Annotated in this window: 17 protein-coding genes; 8 read left to right on the forward strand and 9 right to left on the reverse strand. The window is 33.3% G+C overall.

The window, feature by feature from the left end:
- Positions 1-12: 12 nt before the first annotated feature.
- The gene (locus tag GM921_RS00235) at positions 13-534 is read right to left on the reverse strand and encodes an NADPH-dependent FMN reductase (RefSeq protein ID WP_182920605.1); all 522 of its coding nucleotides are present in this window, start codon (positions 532-534) and stop codon (positions 13-15) included.
- A gap of 179 nt (positions 535-713) precedes the next feature.
- Here GM921_RS00235 and GM921_RS00240 point away from each other — a divergent pair, with 179 nt between their 5' ends.
- The 6 genes from GM921_RS00240 to GM921_RS00265 all read left to right on the forward strand — a co-directional run bounded on the left by GM921_RS00240 (position 714) and on the right by GM921_RS00265 (position 7,173).
- Positions 714-1,517, forward strand: coding sequence for a ParA family protein (locus GM921_RS00240; RefSeq protein ID WP_136841435.1), 804 nt, complete (start codon positions 714-716; stop codon positions 1,515-1,517).
- A gap of 9 nt (positions 1,518-1,526) precedes the next feature.
- Positions 1,527-2,426, forward strand: coding sequence for a ParB/RepB/Spo0J family partition protein (locus GM921_RS00245; protein WP_182920606.1), 900 nt, complete (start codon positions 1,527-1,529; stop codon positions 2,424-2,426).
- Positions 2,426-3,100: a DUF5683 domain-containing protein gene (locus GM921_RS00250; RefSeq protein ID WP_182920607.1), complete on the forward strand. Its 675-nt coding sequence runs from the start codon at positions 2,426-2,428 to the stop codon at positions 3,098-3,100. Before GM921_RS00245 ends, GM921_RS00250 begins: the two co-directional genes overlap by 1 nt.
- A 120-nt stretch (positions 3,101-3,220) precedes the next feature.
- Complete coding sequence (gene dapB, locus GM921_RS00255; protein ID WP_182920608.1) at positions 3,221-3,964, forward strand: 4-hydroxy-tetrahydrodipicolinate reductase; 744 nt, start codon at positions 3,221-3,223, stop codon at positions 3,962-3,964.
- Between the two features lie 3 nt (positions 3,965-3,967).
- A complete protein-coding gene (gene lepB / locus GM921_RS00260; RefSeq protein WP_182920609.1) occupies positions 3,968-5,167 on the forward strand; it encodes a signal peptidase I in 1,200 nt (399 codons plus the stop codon).
- A gap of 134 nt (positions 5,168-5,301) precedes the next feature.
- Positions 5,302-7,173, forward strand: coding sequence for a DUF4139 domain-containing protein (locus GM921_RS00265; protein WP_182920610.1), 1,872 nt, complete (start codon positions 5,302-5,304; stop codon positions 7,171-7,173).
- Positions 7,174-7,214: 41 nt separating this feature from the next.
- Here the strand turns inward: GM921_RS00265 and GM921_RS00270 are convergent, their stop codons facing one another.
- The 7 genes from GM921_RS00270 to rpmB all read right to left on the reverse strand — a co-directional run bounded on the left by GM921_RS00270 (position 7,215) and on the right by rpmB (position 13,102).
- Complete coding sequence (locus tag GM921_RS00270) at positions 7,215-8,297, reverse strand: Ldh family oxidoreductase (protein WP_182920611.1); 1,083 nt, start codon at positions 8,295-8,297, stop codon at positions 7,215-7,217.
- 99 nt (positions 8,298-8,396) lie between these two features.
- Positions 8,397-9,986, reverse strand: a complete 1,590-nt coding sequence (bshC, locus tag GM921_RS00275; RefSeq protein ID WP_182920612.1) for a bacillithiol biosynthesis cysteine-adding enzyme BshC — start codon at positions 9,984-9,986, stop codon at positions 8,397-8,399.
- Between the two features lie 47 nt (positions 9,987-10,033).
- Complete coding sequence (gene rimO, locus GM921_RS00280; protein ID WP_182920613.1) at positions 10,034-11,365, reverse strand: 30S ribosomal protein S12 methylthiotransferase RimO; 1,332 nt, start codon at positions 11,363-11,365, stop codon at positions 10,034-10,036.
- Between the two features lies 1 nt (position 11,366).
- Positions 11,367-12,329, reverse strand: a complete 963-nt coding sequence (ftsY, locus tag GM921_RS00285; RefSeq protein WP_182920614.1) for a signal recognition particle-docking protein FtsY — start codon at positions 12,327-12,329, stop codon at positions 11,367-11,369.
- A gap of 71 nt (positions 12,330-12,400) precedes the next feature.
- Positions 12,401-12,562 (reverse strand): DUF4295 domain-containing protein, encoded by a 162-nt coding sequence (locus GM921_RS00290; protein ID WP_173273917.1) that lies wholly within the window; start codon positions 12,560-12,562, stop codon positions 12,401-12,403.
- An 83-nt stretch (positions 12,563-12,645) separates the two neighbouring features.
- On the reverse strand, positions 12,646-12,828 hold the full coding sequence (gene rpmG / locus GM921_RS00295) for a 50S ribosomal protein L33 (protein WP_008242799.1): 183 nt from the start codon (positions 12,826-12,828) through the stop codon (positions 12,646-12,648).
- A gap of 40 nt (positions 12,829-12,868) precedes the next feature.
- Positions 12,869-13,102: a 50S ribosomal protein L28 gene (rpmB, locus tag GM921_RS00300; protein ID WP_182920615.1), complete on the reverse strand. Its 234-nt coding sequence runs from the start codon at positions 13,100-13,102 to the stop codon at positions 12,869-12,871.
- A 178-nt stretch (positions 13,103-13,280) separates the two neighbouring features.
- On the opposite strand from rpmB, the gene acs reads away from it, so the two are divergent.
- On the forward strand, positions 13,281-15,176 hold the full coding sequence (gene acs, locus GM921_RS00305) for an acetate--CoA ligase (RefSeq protein ID WP_182920616.1): 1,896 nt from the start codon (positions 13,281-13,283) through the stop codon (positions 15,174-15,176).
- Positions 15,177-15,273: 97 nt separating this feature from the next.
- On the forward strand, positions 15,274-15,459 hold the full coding sequence (locus tag GM921_RS00310) for a CsbD family protein (RefSeq protein WP_182920617.1): 186 nt from the start codon (positions 15,274-15,276) through the stop codon (positions 15,457-15,459).
- Positions 15,460-15,515: 56 nt separating this feature from the next.
- On the opposite strand, the gene GM921_RS00315 is transcribed toward GM921_RS00310, so the two are convergent.
- Complete coding sequence (locus GM921_RS00315; protein WP_182920618.1) at positions 15,516-17,897, reverse strand: hypothetical protein; 2,382 nt, start codon at positions 17,895-17,897, stop codon at positions 15,516-15,518.
- Between the last annotated feature and the right edge of the window lie 12 nt (positions 17,898-17,909).

The raw sequence follows: 17,909 nt of genomic DNA on the forward strand, positions 1-17,909 counted from the left end.
CCCCTTTAAGGGTTAATACTTAATAAACTTATCCATTTGCTGATTGGTAAACTTCAGCGTATCTGCCTTAAAAAACTGCCCATTTTCATCCAATTCTGTTTTAATATCAGGAATATGCAAACGCAATGGCATTACATTTAAATGCAAATACGCACAAACCCCATTAAAATGTTCAACCCCACGAATGTTTCCATATTTGCCCGACGAAATTCCAACTAAACATGCTTTTTTATCGTAAAAACTTTCAGGGAAAGCACAAGCATCTATAAAGGTTTTTAATACTCCTGGATAACTACCATGATATTCTGGAATGATAAATAGAAACTTAGTGGTTTTCGTAATTAATTCATGAATTTTTTCAAATTCTGCACTTCTTTTACCGTATAAATCATGACCAATAAAATTTTCTGGTAAATCTTGTAAGTCCAACAGTTCAGTTTCTAAGCCCTTTTCTGCTAGTTGCTTCTGATAATATTTGGCTACTTTTAAGGTATTGCTTGCTGGCCTATTTGTGCCAGATATAATGGTAATCATACTAAAATTGTTAATAAGATGTTTAAAACACTTAAGGCTTTAATACTAATATTATGATTTAGTTTGTATCTTAGCTAATTGTTAAAAAGTGCTTTTTTTATACAAAAATAGCATTTTTTCTTAGCTAATTAGTGTAAAATAAAGCCATACTTAATTTTGGTAATTTTTTAAAAAGATAGATGAGTAAAATTATTGCTTTAGCAAACCAAAAAGGCGGCGTAGGTAAAACTACTTCGTCAATAAATTTAGCAGCCAGCTTAGCGGTTTTAGAGTATAAAACACTTTTGGTTGATGCAGATCCTCAGGCAAACTCTACTTCTGGTATTGGTTTCGACCCAAGGAATATAAAAAACAGTATTTACGAATGCATTATTAACGATGTTGATCCGTTAGATGCAATTGTAAAAACTGAAACCCCAAACTTAGATTTATTGCCTGCACACATTGATTTAGTAGGTGCAGAAATAGAAATGATTAACCTTACCAGCCGCGAATATAAAATGAAGGCTGTTTTGGAAAAAGTAAAAGATCAATATGATTTTATCATCATCGATTGTTCTCCATCTTTGGGTTTAATTACCATCAACTCCTTAACAGCTGCAGATTCAGTTATTATTCCTGTTCAGTGTGAATATTTCGCATTAGAAGGTTTAGGTAAATTATTAAACACTATAAAAATTGTACAAAATCGTTTAAATCCAGAATTAGAAATAGAAGGAATTTTACTGACAATGTATGATGTAAGATTACGTTTATCTAATCAAGTGGTAGAAGAAGTAAAAACTCATTTTCAGGATTTAGTTTTCGAAACTATTATTCAGCGTAATACACGTTTAAGCGAGGCGCCAAGTTATGGCGTTTCGGTAATTATGCATGATGCAAATTGCAAAGGAGCTATCAATTATTTAAACTTAGCTAGAGAGATTGTTCGCAAAAACGGTTTGGTAACCGAAGAACAAGATGTAACTACAGCAACCATATAAATTATATAGATGACATCTTTTCAGCGAAAAACAGGTTTAGGAAAAGGATTAAGTGCGCTTTTAGATGATACTGATTCGGTTCATCCTCCAAAAAATGGCAATGATACGTTAGACCAAACTGCACAAGTTGGCAGTATTAGTCAGGTTAATATTAGTGATGTAGAAACTAATCCATATCAGCCGCGTACCGAATTTGATCAAGTTGCACTAAACGAATTATCAGAATCGATTAAAGTACAAGGTTTAATACAACCAATAACCGTTAGAAAAAACGGAAATAAATACCAATTAATTTCTGGTGAACGTAGATTAAGAGCGTCAAAACTAGCAGGATTAACTCAAATACCAGCTTATATTCGCAGTGCGGATGATCAGCAAATGCTAGAAATGGCATTAATTGAAAATATCCAACGCGAAAACTTAAATGCTATTGAAGTGGCTTTAAGTTTCCAAATGATGATTGATGAATGTAACCTAAAACCTGAGCAATTAGGTGAAAGAGTTGGTAAAAACCGAACTACAGTTAGTAATTACTTGCGTTTATTAAAATTACCACCAGTTATTCAGGCTTCAATTCGTGATGGTAAAATATCTATGGGTCATGCTCGTGCTTTAATTAGTGTAGAAGAAGAAGCAAAACAATTGTTTATCCACCAAGAAATTTTAGATAAAGGTTTATCAGTTCGTAAGGTAGAGGAATTAGTTCGGAGTATTCATCATGTACAAATAAAACCTAAAGCTAATCCAGTTGGCGTTTCTTTCGAATATCAAAAATTACAAAACGATCTAGCTTCTAAATTCGCTACCAAAGTGAAGTTAAAAGTTAAAGAGAATGGTAAAGGCGCAATAGAAATTCCATTTGTTTCTAACGATGATTTGAGCAGAATTTTAGAACTTTTAGATTGGTAATGCGAGCACTATTGCTTTCGGTTATAGTATTGTTAACTTTTGCTACGGCAAGAGCGCAAAATCCTGCTGTAAAAAAGCCAGTTGATACTACTAAAAACAGAATTGATACCATTAAACCAGCACCTTATGTAAATCAAGGAAAAATTGCTGGTAGAAAAGCATTTCACAGGTCGTTAATTTTCCCAGGCTTAGGTCAGGTATATAATTACGGACTGGTTGTAAATGATGTTAAAAGTGGTGCTACAAAAGGCAATAAATTCGGACAAAAATTATACATAATTGGCAAAATTGGGGCTATTTATGCTGGCGGTACTTTATTAGTTATGTCGTATATGGACAATAATAAAAATTATAAGTTGTTTTTGGATGAATTACAGTACAGAAAATTGCATAATAATACCCCAGATCCCGAAAATGGGTTGTCACAATACACCAATACCGATGCATTAGTAGTTGCCAAAAATATTTTCAAACGTAACCGCGAAGTTGTTCTGCTATCTTTAGTTGGTTTATATGGCCTAAATGCATTAGATGCTTACGTTACTGCACGTTTAAAATATTTTAACGTAGATGACAATTTATCCTTCAAAATTTCGCCATCTCTACTAAATTCAAGTACAATGTATGGTTATAATCCAGCTGTGCCTGCATTAAAACTCACTATTAAATTATGAAACTAGTAACGATATGAATAAATTCGTGATAGCTTCATTATCTTTAAAAAAAAACATACCGAGTTTACGAGCTCATTAATGCCAATAAAAACATAACAACATATTAATAATTATATACCAATGAAAATAGCATTATTAGGTTACGGCAAAATGGGCCAAATTATAGAGCGTTTTGCTTTAGAAAGAGGGCATGAGGTTGTACTGAAAATTAGCATTGATAATTTAGAAGATTTTACTGTTGATAATTTGGCAAAAGCCGATATAGCCATAGATTTTAGTGCGCCAGATGCTGCGGTAGATAATATTTATAAATGTTTTGATGCTGGAGTGCCAGTGGTTGTGGGTACAACAGGTTGGTATGGCAAATTACAAGAGATTAAAAATGATTGTTTAAGCAGTAACAATACGCTGCTTTACGGCTCTAACTTTAGTGTTGGCGTAAATCTTTTCTTCCATTTAAATAAGGTATTAGCAAAGCTGATGAATAATTATCCAGCTTACGAAGTACAAGTAGAAGAAATACACCATACACATAAACTAGATGCGCCAAGTGGTACAGCGATGACTATTGCCGAAGGGATTATTGAAGAAATTGATCGTAAATCGGAATGGTTAAATGAAGTTGTAGGTACGCAAATACCAGATGTGATTAAAAATGAGCAATTATTAATTGAATCCCACAGAATAGAAAATGTACCGGGTACGCATACGGTAGTTTACAGTTCTGAAGTTGATGAAATAGAAATAAAACACACTGCACATAGTAGAGCAGGGTTTGCATTGGGTGCAGTAATAGCTGCAGAGTGGTTACAAAATAAACAAGGCTTCTATAATATAGCTGATGTTTTTAATTTTAATTCCTAAAATATGAATTGGAAATTCTGGCAAAAAAATAAGGATGCCGAACCAAAAAAGAAAAAAAGTAAAACTAGAGAATGGACTGACGCGATTATCTTCGCAGTAATTGCAGCAACTATTATTCGAGTATTTTTTATTGAAGCTTACACCATTCCTTCGGGTTCAATGGAAAAATCGTTATTAGTTGGCGATTTTTTATTTGTAAGTAAAGTAAATTATGGTGCTCGTATTCCAATGACACCAGTTGCCTTTCCTTTTGCACATCATACATTACCATTTACTGCCACTACCAAAGCTTATTGGGATGGCGTACAATGGAAATATAGAAGATTGCCAGGGTTACAAAATATTAAAAATAACGATGTAGTGGTTTTCAATTTCCCTGAGGGAGATACAGTTGCATTGGAAAATCAAAACCCTAGTTATTATGATTTGGTACGTGCTAATGGTCGGGCAGCTGTAAACAGTCAGTATACGGTTACAAGTAGACCTGTGGATAAACGTGAGAATTACATTAAACGTTGTATTGGTATTGCTGGTGATGTAGTAAGTATGAAGAATGGTATCGTTAATGTAAATGGTAAAGATGAACCATTAAAAAATACTGGAATGATGCCATACCGTATTCAGTTTACGAAAACAGAGATAGAAACAAAACCTCTAGAAGATTTAGGTTTTGTGACAGGCGATATGATTAAGGAGACTGAGGATACTTATCTAGGTAATGCATCCGCGGAAATGATAACCGAACTTAAAAAGTTGGGTTTTGTAAAATCTGCTATCATGATGGCTGCAAAAGCTGATGAAAAAGAGATGGGTGGTTTGTTCCCACATGATTCTAAAAGGGTTTGGAATCGAGATAACTTTGGTCCAATAAAAATCCCTGCTAAAGGATGGACTGTTCATATAGATAGCAATACAATGCCTTTATATTATAGGGCTATTAGAACTTACGAAGGAAATAAGGTAGAGAAAAAGGGGAATGATTGGTATATCAATGATAAAATTGCTACATCTTATACTTTTAAAATGAATTATTATTGGATGATGGGAGATAATCGCCATAACTCATTAGATTCGCGTTATTGGGGTTTTGTGCCTGAAGATCACATAGTTGGTAAAGCTTTATTCATTTGGATGAGCTTTGATAGCGAAGGTTCGTGGTTTAGCAAAATACGCTGGAATAGGCTTTTTAGAGGTATTCACTAAGCACAAAAAATAAGTATAAAAAAGACCTCGATTTTATCGGGGTCTTTTTTTTGGATTTAGTTATGCAATTTTTGATTTTATTTCATCTACCTTATATAAACTTCTTAATCCTTATCATCATTAAATTACGCTTTATGAAAAAAGTTCTCATTTTAAAAACATTTATTCTTTTTCTGAGCTTGTCAATTTCAGCACAAGAAAATCAAATTCAAGTTATTTCAAAAATTAGCAATGTTACTGTGTTTATTAGCGGTGCACAAGTACAAAGACAAGCTGAAAGTATGGATATTCCGCAAGGTGTAAGTCAGTTCGTATTTTCTGGACTTTCATCAGCTATTGAGGCACAAAGCATACAGGCCAAAGGCGAAGGTAATTTCACTATTTTATCTGTTACTCAACAAAAGAACTTTCTGCTAGAAAAGAAAAACTCTGAACAAAAAACAAACTATTTAACAGTAATTACCGACCTAACGGATAAAATTTCAACTTTAAGAAATGAAAGCGAGGTGTATAAAGCTGAAGAAGAAATGTTAGTTAAAAATCAAGTAGTGATGGGCCCAAATGTAAACTATGATTTGGTTAAATTAAAACAAGCTTTAGATTTTCAGAAACAGAGATTAACAGAAGCGAAAAATAAACAAATTGAAATTAATAAAGCGATAGTCAAATTACAAACGGATTTAAATAAATATAATCGCCAAATTAATGAACTCAACGGAAAATCGTTGATTAACTCAAACGATATTGTTGTTAAAATATCGGCAAAAGTAGCCTCTAAAGGCAAAATTTCCTTAACATACATGGTAAATAATGCAGGTTGGTATCCTACTTATGATATTAGAGCAAAAGATATATCTAGTCCTGTAGAACTTGTTTACAAAGCTAATGTTTCACAAAACTCGGGTGAAGATTGGAAAAATATTAAACTAACACTTTCTTCTGGAAATCCGACAAATAATAGTACTAAGCCAAGTTTAGCACCATATAATTTAGGATTTTTAAGCGCTGGATATAACACCTATAATATTTCATCTTCTAATGTTAGAATTATAAAAGGTAAGGTTGTTGCTTCAGACGACAATCAAGGTATACCAGGAGTTGCCGTTCGCGTGAAGAATAATTCGGTTGCTACTACAACCGATGCTAATGGCAATTTTGTACTACAAATTCCTGTCGGAGCAAATACTTTAATATTTAGTTACATAGGTTTTAAAACTCAAGAAAATCTAATAACTACTAACCAAATGAATATAAGATTAGAACCTGATAATCAGTTATTACAAGAAGTGGTAGTTACAGGGTATTCAGATAAATTAGCAGGGAAAGTTGCAGGAGTGAAAATTAGAGGAGTAGGAAGCGTAGGCTCAACGGCAGTTGAAGTAAATGCTGTTGAAAAGCAAACGAATGTTGTTTTTGATATTAAAAACCCATACACCATACTTAGTGATGGTCAGCAGTTTTCTGTTGATATTGGTAATTATGATTTTAAAGCAGATTATGAATATTATAGTGCTCCAAAAATAAGCGAAGAAGCTTTTTTAACTGCTAAAATTAATGGTTTTGATGAAGTTAATCTAATAACTGGCGAAGCAAATATTTTCTTTGAAGGAACATATCTTGGCAAAACTTTATTGGATATTCAAAATTCTTCAGATACTTTAACAATCTCTTTAGGAGTAGATAAAAATGTGGTAATTAAAAGAGAAAAGCAAAAGGACTTTAATGAAAAACAGTTTATTGGTTCTTCTCAAAAAGATAGCAGAAGTTTTATTATTGATATAAAAAATAGGAAAAGTCAAGCTATTAATCTGATTGTTGAAGATCAATTACCGATTTCGACAAGTAGCGATATTACTGTAGAAAAGCAAGAAATTTCTAAAGCAAAGTATGATGAAGCAAATGGAACATTAACTTGGCAAATGATATTACAGCCTGGAGAACAGAAAAAGCTAGCATTAAAATATCAGGTAAAATACCCAAAAAATAAACCAATTAACTTGGAATAAAAATGATAAAACCTCAGAGATTTTAAACTTCTGAGGTTTTTTTATAAGCCCTGAATTCCAAATTTAGCGGCCAATTCATTTAAATCATTTACTACAACATCAATGATTGGAATACCGCTTACTTTTCTTTCTAGTTCTGCTTCTGCTTCAGGTTCACCAGGTATAATTACTCTTTGATTTGAATTTATAGTTTTCGCACTTTTAAAGCGTTCAATCCAATTATCTAAATGACTTTTAAAATCATCCGCAGGGCGAAAACCATCTACACGCATAGCGCCTAAAAAATGGCCAATTCCCTCGCCAACTGGATTTGCATCTGGTTCTAAAAACGCCACAAACGGCGGTACCCAAGGACCATAATTTGCACCAGAAAGCACAGCTGATAAAATATCGACTGTTGCACTTAATCCGTAACCCTTGTGACTTCCATGATCTTTATCACTGCCTAAAGGCAACAATGAACCACCACTTTTCAATTCATTTGGATTAGTAGATGAATTCCCATCTTTATCTTGCACCCAGCCATCTGGAATTTCTTTGTTTGCTCTTTGAGCGATTTCTAATTTGCCATTTGCGGCTGCTGCGGTTGCCATATCAACTATAACTGGCGGATATTTTCCCGCAGGAAAAGCATAACACATTGGGTTTGTGCCCAATAAACGTTCATTCGCGTAAGTAGGAGCAACCAATGGACTAGCATTGGTCATGCTAATTCCAATCATATCTTTTTCTACAGCTAATAAAGCATGGTATCCAGCAATGCCAAAATGATTAGAGTTTTTAACAGCTACCCAACCACTTCCGTATTTTTCCGCTTTTTCAATAGCCACTTTCATTGCAAATGGTGCAACAACTAATCCTAATCCTCCATCTCCATCTACAGTTGCTGTAGTCGGTGTTTCATAAACTACTTTAATATTTGGTGTGGCATTAATTCTTTTCTTTTCCCACAAACGAACATAACCACTTAAGCGAGCTACACCGTGAGAATCTATCCCCCTTAAATCGGAACGAATTAAAACATCGGTTGCTAATTCTGCATGTTCATCAGAACAGCCCATTTTTTTAAAAACAGAATATGTAAAAGATCTAAGTTTTTCTTCGGTAAAGGTTATAAAGTTCATTTTCTTTAAAAAATTGTCGTCATTGCGAGGAGGAACGACGCGGCAATCTATCTTGTATGAAAGATTGCTTCGCCTCGAAAAGGGACTCGCAATGACGGATTATGATGGAAGTAATAATGTAAAGTCTCCTCCTAAAGGTTGAAAATTTTCTATTAATGAGGATAAAAAATCATCGCCATAATTTACATACATTGGTGCAATATTCAATACTCTTTCTTGTAAAGTACCAGTTGGGAAAAGTCTATTTTTTACGTTTTCAATCTGTTTTAAAGAAACTTCATGTTTTCTTTTCTCAGCTCTAAACAATTTCTTTTCCAAATGATCTAATAAACGATTAGTCTTGGCTTTTGCAGATTCAGCAGTGCTTTCTAAGGTTTTATCGATTTTAAAATTCTTTAATTTAATTTGATTAAAAATGGCTTGTATTGCCGCCTTTTCATCAGTTAAACATAAGTTAGAATCGCTATTGTTTTTAATCCAAATCTTTTGTAATTTCTCTTTATTCAAAAAAGCATCTTCTAACGTAAAGCCCAATTTATTTAAGTTTTCTGCACTACGTTTATCAATTAACAAAGCTGAATTACGTAATAATAATACAGGGAAATCTGTTTTGTAGAAATCGAAATTAGCTTTCAATTGCATCCAATAAGAAACTTCAGCCCCACCACCAATATAAGCGATGTTTGGTAAAATTACTTCTTGGTATAACGGCCGCATAATTACATTCGGGCTAAACCTTTCGGGATGATTTTCAATTTCTAGAAGTAATTCACCCTTAGTAAAACTAATTTCTGTATGATTAACGATAAAATGATTATCTTTTTCTATAATCCTTTCACGAAGATTATCAATTAAATAAAAGAAATTAATTTCTCTACCATTAACTTGTGTTTTATACCCTTTTTGAGTTAAATCTTCACTAGTTTTTTCAGTTAAATGCGCACTATTTTGTTCAGTAATATCTTGTTTAATAACCGAACTGAATTGTTTTTTTAGTTTCGCATCATCAGCATTTATAATCACTAAACCATAGCTTTGAAATAAACTATTTACCAAAACCCGAGTTGCATCGGCCAGATTATCGTTAGTTAAATATGCATTTTCGACTAGTTTGGCTAGTTTTTTTCCATTTTTGCTAATGCCTAAATACGCTTTGTATGCTCTTACGGCCGCTTCAACAGTTTTTGTGCTTAGTCTCCCAGTTGCGCCGTTAATCTGTTGTATCCAACTGATATTTTTTTCATCAACACTAACATGGTTGATTTCCTCAAAATCATGATCCTCGGTAGCCATCCAATAAATAGGTACGAAATTCTTTTCTGGGTAAGCAATTTTAAGCTCAAGCGCAAGATTTATGGTCGTTACAATTTTGTAGATGAAGTATAAAGGTCCAGTAAATAAATTAAGCTGATGACCAGTGGTAACGGTAAAAGTATTTTCATCCGCCAGTAAATTAATATTGTGATTTACCGATTTATTCGTTTTTACGTTTTGGTATTGCTGATTTAAAACCTCAACTAATTCAGGTCTATTTCCTTTGAAATTTCTAGCATCAACAGCTTTTTTCAAACCATCCATATCTGGACGAAAGCTGTAAAAAGGTTTCAAGAATTCATCGTCATTTACATAATCTAAAACCAGTTTAGAGAATGAATGCGTATCCTGATAAGATATATATTTTGCCTTCATGTGTTGCGAAATTAAACTAATTTACGAAACATTTTTAGGCGATAGCTTTATTTTACAATTTGTCCATACAGGTCGAAATCTTCTGCACGGTCAATTTTTACATTTACAAAACTTCCATTTGCTGCATAACCAGAATTTGCATCGATTAAAACCTCATTATCAACTTCTGGGCTATCAAATTCAGTACGACCGATAAAGAAATCACCTTCTTTTCTATCGATTAAGACTTTATACGTTTTGCCAACTTTTTCTTGGTTAATGTCGAAAGAAATACCTTGTTGCAATTCCATAATAGCATCAACACGAGCTTGTTTTACTTCTTCAGGCACATCATCAACTAATTGATGAGCGTGAGTTTTTTCTTCATGAGAATATGTGAAACAACCTAAACGATCGAAACGAGTTTCATCAACCCAATTGTACATCTCCTCAAAATCTTGTTCAGTTTCACCAGGGTAACCGCAAATTAAAGTGGTACGCATCGCGATATTTGGAACTTTTGCTCGGATTTCGTTTACAATATCGATGGTTTTTTGTTTGGTTATACCACGACGCATCGATTTTAACATGTTATCTGTAATGTGCTGTAAAGGCATATCCAAATACTTGCAAATATTTTCTCGTTCGTTCATCGCATCTAAAATTCCCATTGGGAAACCAGAAGGATAGGCGTATTGCAATCTAATCCATTCTATGCCTTTTACATCAGATAAACGACGTAATAATTCATCCAAATTACGTTTTCCATAAATATCTAAACCGTAATAAGTTAAATCTTGAGCAATTAAAATGAGTTCTTTTGTTCCGTTAGCAGCTAAAATTTTCGCTTCATTAACTAACTCGTTCATATCTCTAGAAACGTGTTTGCCACGCATTAGCGGAATAGCACAAAAAGAACATGGACGATTACAGCCTTCGGCAATTTTAAAATAAGCGAAGTGAGAAGGCGTGGTTAATAAACGTTCACCTATTAATTCGTGTTTGTAGTTTGCACCTAAACTGTGCAATATGTTTTGTAAATCGTTAGTGCCAAAAAATGCATCAACGTTAGTAATTTCTGCTTCTAATTCTGGCTTGTAACGTTCAGATAAACATCCTGTTACGATTACTTTTCCAACTTTACCTTCGTCTTTTAATTGACTGTATTGTAAAATAGTGTCAATAGATTCTTGCTTAGCATTATCGATAAAACCGCAAGTATTAATTACGATAATATCGTCTTTGCCTAAACTATTTGATTCGTGTTCAACAGCTAGGTTATTGCCACGTAATTGCCCCATTAATACTTCAGAATCGTAAGTGTTTTTTGAACAACCTAAAGTAATTACATTGATTTTAGGTTTGGCAATAGTTTTTACAAGCTTATTTTTAGTAATCATATTAATTAAATAAGGAGTTCACGAAATCTTTTTTATCGAACAATTGTAAATCGTCCATTTTTTCGCCAACACCAATATATTTTACAGGAATTTTAAATTGATCGGAAATGCCAATCACTACACCACCTTTTGCAGTGCCATCTAATTTGGTAATTGCTAATGCATTTACATCAGTAGCTTCGGTAAATTGTTTGCATTGCTCAAATGCATTTTGACCAGTTGAACCATCTAATACTAACAAAATTTCATGTGGTGCATTTGGTATTACCTTTTGCATTACACTTTTGATTTTACCTAATTCGTTCATCAAACCAATTTTGTTATGTAAACGACCAGCGGTATCAATAATTACAACATCTTCTTTATTGGCAACTGCTGATTGTAATGTGTCAAACGCAACAGAAGCAGGATCTGAACCCATTGCTTGTGCCACAACTCTTACCCCAACTCGTTCACCCCACAATTTAATTTGCTCAACTGCCGCTGCTCTAAACGTATCGGCTGCGCCTAAAACTACTTTCAGATTTTCATTTTTCAATTTATGTGCCAGTTTGCCAATAGTTGTAGTTTTACCCACACCATTAACGCCAACCACCATAATTACGTAAGGCTTATGATCGCCATATTCGAAATTTCGGAAATCGTTGCTGTTATTTTCGGCTAATAAAAGCTGAATTTCATCGCGTAGTAAATGATTTAACTCAGAAGTAGATAAGTATTTATCTTTTGCAACTCGAGCCTGAATGCGGTCAATGATTTTTAAGGTAGTACTTACGCCAACATCAGAAGTAACCAAAACTTCTTCAAGATTATCCAATACATCATCATCAACTGTAGATTTACCAGCAACAGCTTTAGTGATTTTACTTAAAAAACCTTCCTTAGTTTTTTCTAAACCTTTTTCTAAAGCTTCTTGTGCTTCAGGAGCAGTTTCTTTTTTCTTAAAAAAATCGAATAAACCCATAGAATGATATTAAAATAAAAAAGCCCTTCCGTTTAATACGGAACGGCCTTTAATGCTATTCGTGAATAGAATTACTTGCTGATACCAGCAAGAGCATCTTTAACGTGATCGTTATGTACAATGATTTCTTTGAAAGAATAAGCACCAGTTTTTGGTGATTTGTTCATTGTAATAACTTTCGAATATTCTTTTCCTGTACCCGTTTTTAGGGTTGCAACTACTTTCTTAGCCATGTCTTTTAAATTTAATTATTGAGTAAGTGGATGTTAAAATGAATGAATATAAAATTCAATCCTTCAAATCATCAATTCTTCAATTATTTTATCTCTTTATGTACTGTTACTTTTTTCAATACTGGGTTGAATTTTTTCAATTCTAAACGCTCAGTAGTGTTTTTACGGTTTTTTGTAGATATATATCTAGACATACCTGGCATACCGCTAGTTTTATGTTCTGTACATTCTAAAATAACTTGTACTCTGTTACCTTTTTTTGCCATTTTATTATTTATTTATGTCGATAAAATCGACAAATGTTTTTTACAAAAATCCTTTTTTCATGAAGCGGTTAAGTGCCTCAGAAATACCAATCTTATTGATGGTTTTAATAGCTGATGTTGATACTTTTAATGTAATCCAAGTATCTTCTTCAGGAATATAAAATTTCTGAAGTTGTAGGTTAGGATAAAATTTACGCTTCGTTTTAACGTTCGAGTGAGAAACATTAAATCCCGACATCGCCATTTTTCCGGTTAAATCACAAACTCTTGACATGACTTTTTTATTATGTTGATTATTTCGCTACTTAATTTTTTTAAGAGTGTGCAAATATCAGAATTATTTTTGTAACCATCAATAGTGATCTAAAAATAATTGAATTTGTTTATTCATTTTTTTAAACTTTAGTAATAATACTATATTTGAAGCTCCTAATTGCTAAACCTAAATTACCATGCAGATTACCTCTTTTGAGCAATATCAAGAAACTTACGAACAAAGTGTAAATGATCCTGAGAAATTTTGGGCAAGTATAGCTGATAATTTTCTTTGGAAACAAAAATGGGATAAAGTTTTATCGTGGAACTTTTCAGAGCCAAATATTAAATGGTTTGAGGGAGCAAAGTTAAATATTACTGATAATTGTTTAGATCGACATTTAATTGAAAATGGTGATAAACCTGCCATTATCTGGGAGCCAAATGATCCCGAGAAAGATAGTGTTACACTTAGTTATAGAGTTTTACATGATCGAGTTTGTCGCTTTGCGAATGTTTTAAAAAGAAACGGAGCTAAAAAAGGAGATCGGATTTGTATTTATATGCCAATGGTGCCAGAGTTGGCAATAGCTGTTTTGGCTTGTGCTCGTATTGGTGCAATACATTCAGTAGTTTTTGGTGGTTTTTCAGCTAAATCTATTGCCGATAGGATAAATGATGCTACTTGTAAATTGGTAATTACAGCAGATGGCGCTTATCGTGGCAACAAACAAATTCAATTAAAAGAAGTAATTGACGATGCTTTAATTGGTTGTCCGACGATAGAAAAAGTAATTGTATTAACGCATACTCGCACCCCTGTTTCTATGTTAAAAGGTAGAGATTGTTGGTGGGAAGATGAAGTGAAATTGGTTGATGCCAATTGCCCAGCCGAAGAAATGGATGCCGAAGATGTTTTATTTATCTTATATACATCGGGCTCAACGGGTAAACCAAAAGGTGTTGTACATACTTGCGGTGGTTACATGGTGTATGCAGGTTATACATTCTCTAACGTGTTTAATTATCAGCCAAATGAAGTGTTTTTTTGCACAGCAGATATAGGCTGGATTACCGGTCATTCGTACATTGTTTACGGACCACTTTCGCAAGGTGCTACAACTTTAATGTTTGAGGGAATTCCGACTTTTCCAACTCCATCGAGATTTTGGGAAGTTGTACAAAAACACAAAGTGAATATTTTATATACAGCGCCAACCGCTATTAGATCTTTAATGAGTTTTGGTACAGAACCATTAAAAGGAATAGATTTAAGCAGCTTACGCGTTTTAGGATCGGTGGGAGAGCCTATTAATGAAGAAGCTTGGCATTGGTTTGATGAAGAAATTGGGCATAAAAAAGCACCGATTGTAGATACTTGGTGGCAAACTGAAACGGGCGGAATTATGATATCTCCAATTGCTTTTGTAACCCCCACCAAACCTAGCTTTGCAACCTTGCCTTTACCTGGCATACAACCAATTTTAGTGGATGAAAATGGGAAAGAAATTGAAGGTAATGGCGTAAACGGAAATTTGTGTATTAAATTTCCATGGCCAGGTATGTTACGCACCACGTATGGTGATCATGAGCGTTGTAAATTGACTTATTTTTCTACTTACGAGAATTTATATTTTACTGGAGATGGGTGTTTGCGTGATGAAGATGGATATTACAGAATTACGGGTAGGGTAGATGATGTGATTAATGTTTCTGGACATAGAATTGGCACAGCCGAAGTAGAAAATGCAATAAATATGCATGCGGGAGTTATAGAAAGTGCTGTTGTCGGTTATCCGCATGATGTTAAAGGACAAGGAATTTATGCATTTGTTATTTATCCTGGATTAAGTAAGGATGAAGATTTAACTAGAAAAGATATTTTACAAACCGTAACGCGTGTAATTGGAGCAATTGCTAAACCAGATAAAATTCTATTTGTATCGGGCTTACCTAAAACTAGATCTGGTAAAATTATGCGTCGTATTTTGCGTAAAGTAGCCGAGGGTGATACTTCGAACTTGGGAGATATATCAACTTTGTTAGACCCAACGGTGGTACAAGAAATTATAGATAATTCGAAAAAAATGTAGAGGTTTAAAACCTGAAAATCTAAATTCATTAAAACAATAACTTTTTCAATGTGTTCTTTTTACAATCAACCAATTGTAAAACATTAAAAATAAGCACATGGACAAGTTAGAATGGCAAGGTAAATGGAATGAAATTAAAGGCAAAGTTAAACAAGCTTATGCCGATTTAACTGAAGATGATTTGAAGCACGAAGAAGGAAAAGATGATGAGCTGTTGGGAAAACTTCAACAAAAAACAGGAAAAGGTAGAGATGAATTAGTAAAATGGATTAATTCACTTTAGTATTATTTTCAATTTAATAAAACAAAAACGATTGCCTTAATTGGTAATCGTTTTTTTTATTTTCCTTTTACTTCAAAAAAATCCTCCGCATAAATAACATCTTTATTTGTAATTCCTTGAACTACAATTCTAAATTTTCCAGTAATATCACTAGTGTAAAAACTCAACTCTGTTTCTTTTCCAGTATTTAATACTGTAGCATAATTCCAGTAAATAGTAGAAAAAAAAGCTGGTTCTAGTGGATCCTTATAGTCGCTCATGTAAAATTCTTTTTGGAGATGAATGCCCTTGACCAAGAAAAAAATCTTCTGATCTACAACTGTACATCCTTGATACAAAGTTGGAATTCCATTTACATTGTACGTTCCGCCAGTAATAGGCGGATGATTGCCAATAGTGCCATTTGGGTGATTACGACAATTTAAGTTGTTATATGAACAAACATAATCTCCACAAGCATTAGCGCCTGTACCATTAAAGCTAAAATCGTTTTTGTTACGAATCACAACTTCTTTTAAACGTATGGATTTTTCATCATTTTTTAATACTAATTCTGCATTATTCTGCAAACTTGAGGGTAAAATGGGTTGCTCAATAGCTGTCGATTTGGTAAGCTTTTGATTCATGGTCGTAAAGTCATCATGAATTAATATTTTAGTTGGATAAGATGCTTTAGTAGCTCCATTCACAAAAAGATATATTTTCTTTTCAGGAGGAGCGATTAAATCCTCAATATTTAAATTAAATAAGCCTTTATTCGTTGTTTTGATTAATTTTATTCGCTCATTAATCATAGAGGCAATGATCAACGAATCTTTTATTTCTTTCCTTTTAGTTACTTGCCCACTCATTTTTAAGCTATCTAATGTTGCTGTTGTATCGGTATAATTGATAGCTTGCAAACCTTGCCAAGTATATCTTCTCCAGCCTTTTACTAATAAAATTTGCTCTAAATAATTGATGTCTTTATAACCATTTCCTTTAACATTGATAGGGAGAGAACTTAATTCATTATTTAGATAGGAATAACTCTCAATGTCAGTCATTTTTTTGATTTCCAATCTGTTATTTTGTATACAAGCGATAGAAACCAATGCATTTTTATCAACGTTAAGCTTGAGTTTTAAATTTATCTTTTCTCGCTGTTTATATATCTTTTGATCTGTTGTTATGGAGATTTTTTCTGCATTATCGTAATGAGCAAAAAACATCCGCTCTGCTAAAGGCCTATTTAAGCTATCTATGATGGTAATAGTTGTCAAACCTTTGGGAACGTCACTTAGTGGAATTTTTATATTGATATTATCTCGATCCATTTCAAATGGAGTAGTTAAAAAACTGGTTCTGAAATTGTGAACTAGAATAGTGAATTTTTTAAATCCATTACTTTTTAGATTTAATCTAACCGTATCTTTAGCAATAGCGTTTTGCATGTTTAAGGTTAGACCTTTTTCAATTGGCATTGGTAAATGATACAGCGTGTCAATAAAACCTGAGTGAACAAGTTTAACTGTATAATCTGCACCAATTTCTGGTGTTAGATTAAACTTGCCAATGCCATAGCTACTAGTTTCAATCGTATCGATTACTTTTTTGTTTTTATAAAGAAATGCTTTTAATGCTAAGGGCATCTGTTGTTGATCTTTCGCTTCCCAACCAATAGTTGAAGATAAACCAGCAACCATATTTCCGCCCTCGGGATAAAATTTAACTAGTGCTTTATTTTTAGTCTGTGGTAAAGCCAGATTGATAAAACTGCTATCCTTTTCTGATTTTAGCTTGACGTAAATATTAGGGTCTGCTAAATTATTTTGAGGTGTTAAAGTGATTAAAGACTGTCCAGATGCATCTGTTAATGTGTTTTTTCTAACGTTGCCATATTTGTAACTAACCTTGATTGGTTTTGGTAAAAAACGATCATCTCTGGTTGTGGCGGCAATTAAAACTTTATACGATTTGCTCTCTGCATTGGCTGCTTCTGCAAGTTTAATATTCGCTTTAAAAGCAGGATCTATACTAGATTTTATGGTAATATTTTGAATAAATATGGCTTCAGGCATTCCATTTATCAATCTATCTGTGTATGCCAAAAAACGATAATTACCTGTCGGGATGGAATCTGGCAATACTAAACTGCCAAAAGCTAATCCCTCATTTATCAAGAATTTATCCTCAAATAATAAGGTGCTATCTACATCTCTAATTAAGGCAACAGACATGATAGTATGTTTAGCAACTTCAGTTTTTGCTTCTTTAATTAAATAACCTGTAAAATATGATGTTTCATTATTTGAGTATACGTTTTTATCAAAATGGACGAAAAGATTACTGGTCGGTTTTGCTAAAGCATACCATGCCATTTTTTGTTCGATAGAATTTTGTGCAAATGTAGTTTGCAGGCCAAAACAAAAAAGAAAGTACAGAATAAGGAAGCGCATTTGCTAAAGTTA

Origin of the sequence: Pedobacter planticolens (genome assembly GCF_014172375.1) — a bacterium.
In the GTDB taxonomy this organism is placed as follows: Bacteria; Bacteroidota; Bacteroidia; order Sphingobacteriales; family Sphingobacteriaceae; genus Pedobacter; species Pedobacter planticolens.

Excerpts from the sequence above, each read along its gene's own strand:
- GM921_RS00235 (WP_182920605.1), bottom strand. The coding sequence starts at position 534 with ATGATTACCATTATATCTGGCACAAATAGGCCAGCAAGCAATACCTTA.
- GM921_RS00240 (WP_136841435.1), top strand. The coding sequence starts at position 714 with ATGAGTAAAATTATTGCTTTAGCAAACCAAAAAGGCGGCGTAGGTAAA.
- GM921_RS00245 (WP_182920606.1), top strand. The coding sequence starts at position 1,527 with ATGACATCTTTTCAGCGAAAAACAGGTTTAGGAAAAGGATTAAGTGCG.
- GM921_RS00250 (WP_182920607.1), top strand. The coding sequence starts at position 2,426 with ATGCGAGCACTATTGCTTTCGGTTATAGTATTGTTAACTTTTGCTACG.
- dapB (WP_182920608.1), top strand. The coding sequence starts at position 3,221 with ATGAAAATAGCATTATTAGGTTACGGCAAAATGGGCCAAATTATAGAG.
- lepB (WP_182920609.1), top strand. The coding sequence starts at position 3,968 with ATGAATTGGAAATTCTGGCAAAAAAATAAGGATGCCGAACCAAAAAAG.
- GM921_RS00265 (WP_182920610.1), top strand. The coding sequence starts at position 5,302 with ATGAAAAAAGTTCTCATTTTAAAAACATTTATTCTTTTTCTGAGCTTG.
- GM921_RS00270 (WP_182920611.1), bottom strand. The coding sequence starts at position 8,297 with ATGAACTTTATAACCTTTACCGAAGAAAAACTTAGATCTTTTACATAT.
- bshC (WP_182920612.1), bottom strand. The coding sequence starts at position 9,986 with ATGAAGGCAAAATATATATCTTATCAGGATACGCATTCATTCTCTAAA.
- rimO (WP_182920613.1), bottom strand. The coding sequence starts at position 11,365 with ATGATTACTAAAAATAAGCTTGTAAAAACTATTGCCAAACCTAAAATC.
- ftsY (WP_182920614.1), bottom strand. The coding sequence starts at position 12,329 with ATGGGTTTATTCGATTTTTTTAAGAAAAAAGAAACTGCTCCTGAAGCA.
- GM921_RS00290 (WP_173273917.1), bottom strand. The coding sequence starts at position 12,562 with ATGGCTAAGAAAGTAGTTGCAACCCTAAAAACGGGTACAGGAAAAGAA.
- rpmG (WP_008242799.1), bottom strand. The coding sequence starts at position 12,828 with ATGGCAAAAAAAGGTAACAGAGTACAAGTTATTTTAGAATGTACAGAA.
- rpmB (WP_182920615.1), bottom strand. The coding sequence starts at position 13,102 with ATGTCAAGAGTTTGTGATTTAACCGGAAAAATGGCGATGTCGGGATTT.
- acs (WP_182920616.1), top strand. The coding sequence starts at position 13,281 with ATGCAGATTACCTCTTTTGAGCAATATCAAGAAACTTACGAACAAAGT.
- GM921_RS00310 (WP_182920617.1), top strand. The coding sequence starts at position 15,274 with ATGGACAAGTTAGAATGGCAAGGTAAATGGAATGAAATTAAAGGCAAA.
- GM921_RS00315 (WP_182920618.1), bottom strand. The coding sequence starts at position 17,897 with ATGCGCTTCCTTATTCTGTACTTTCTTTTTTGTTTTGGCCTGCAAACT.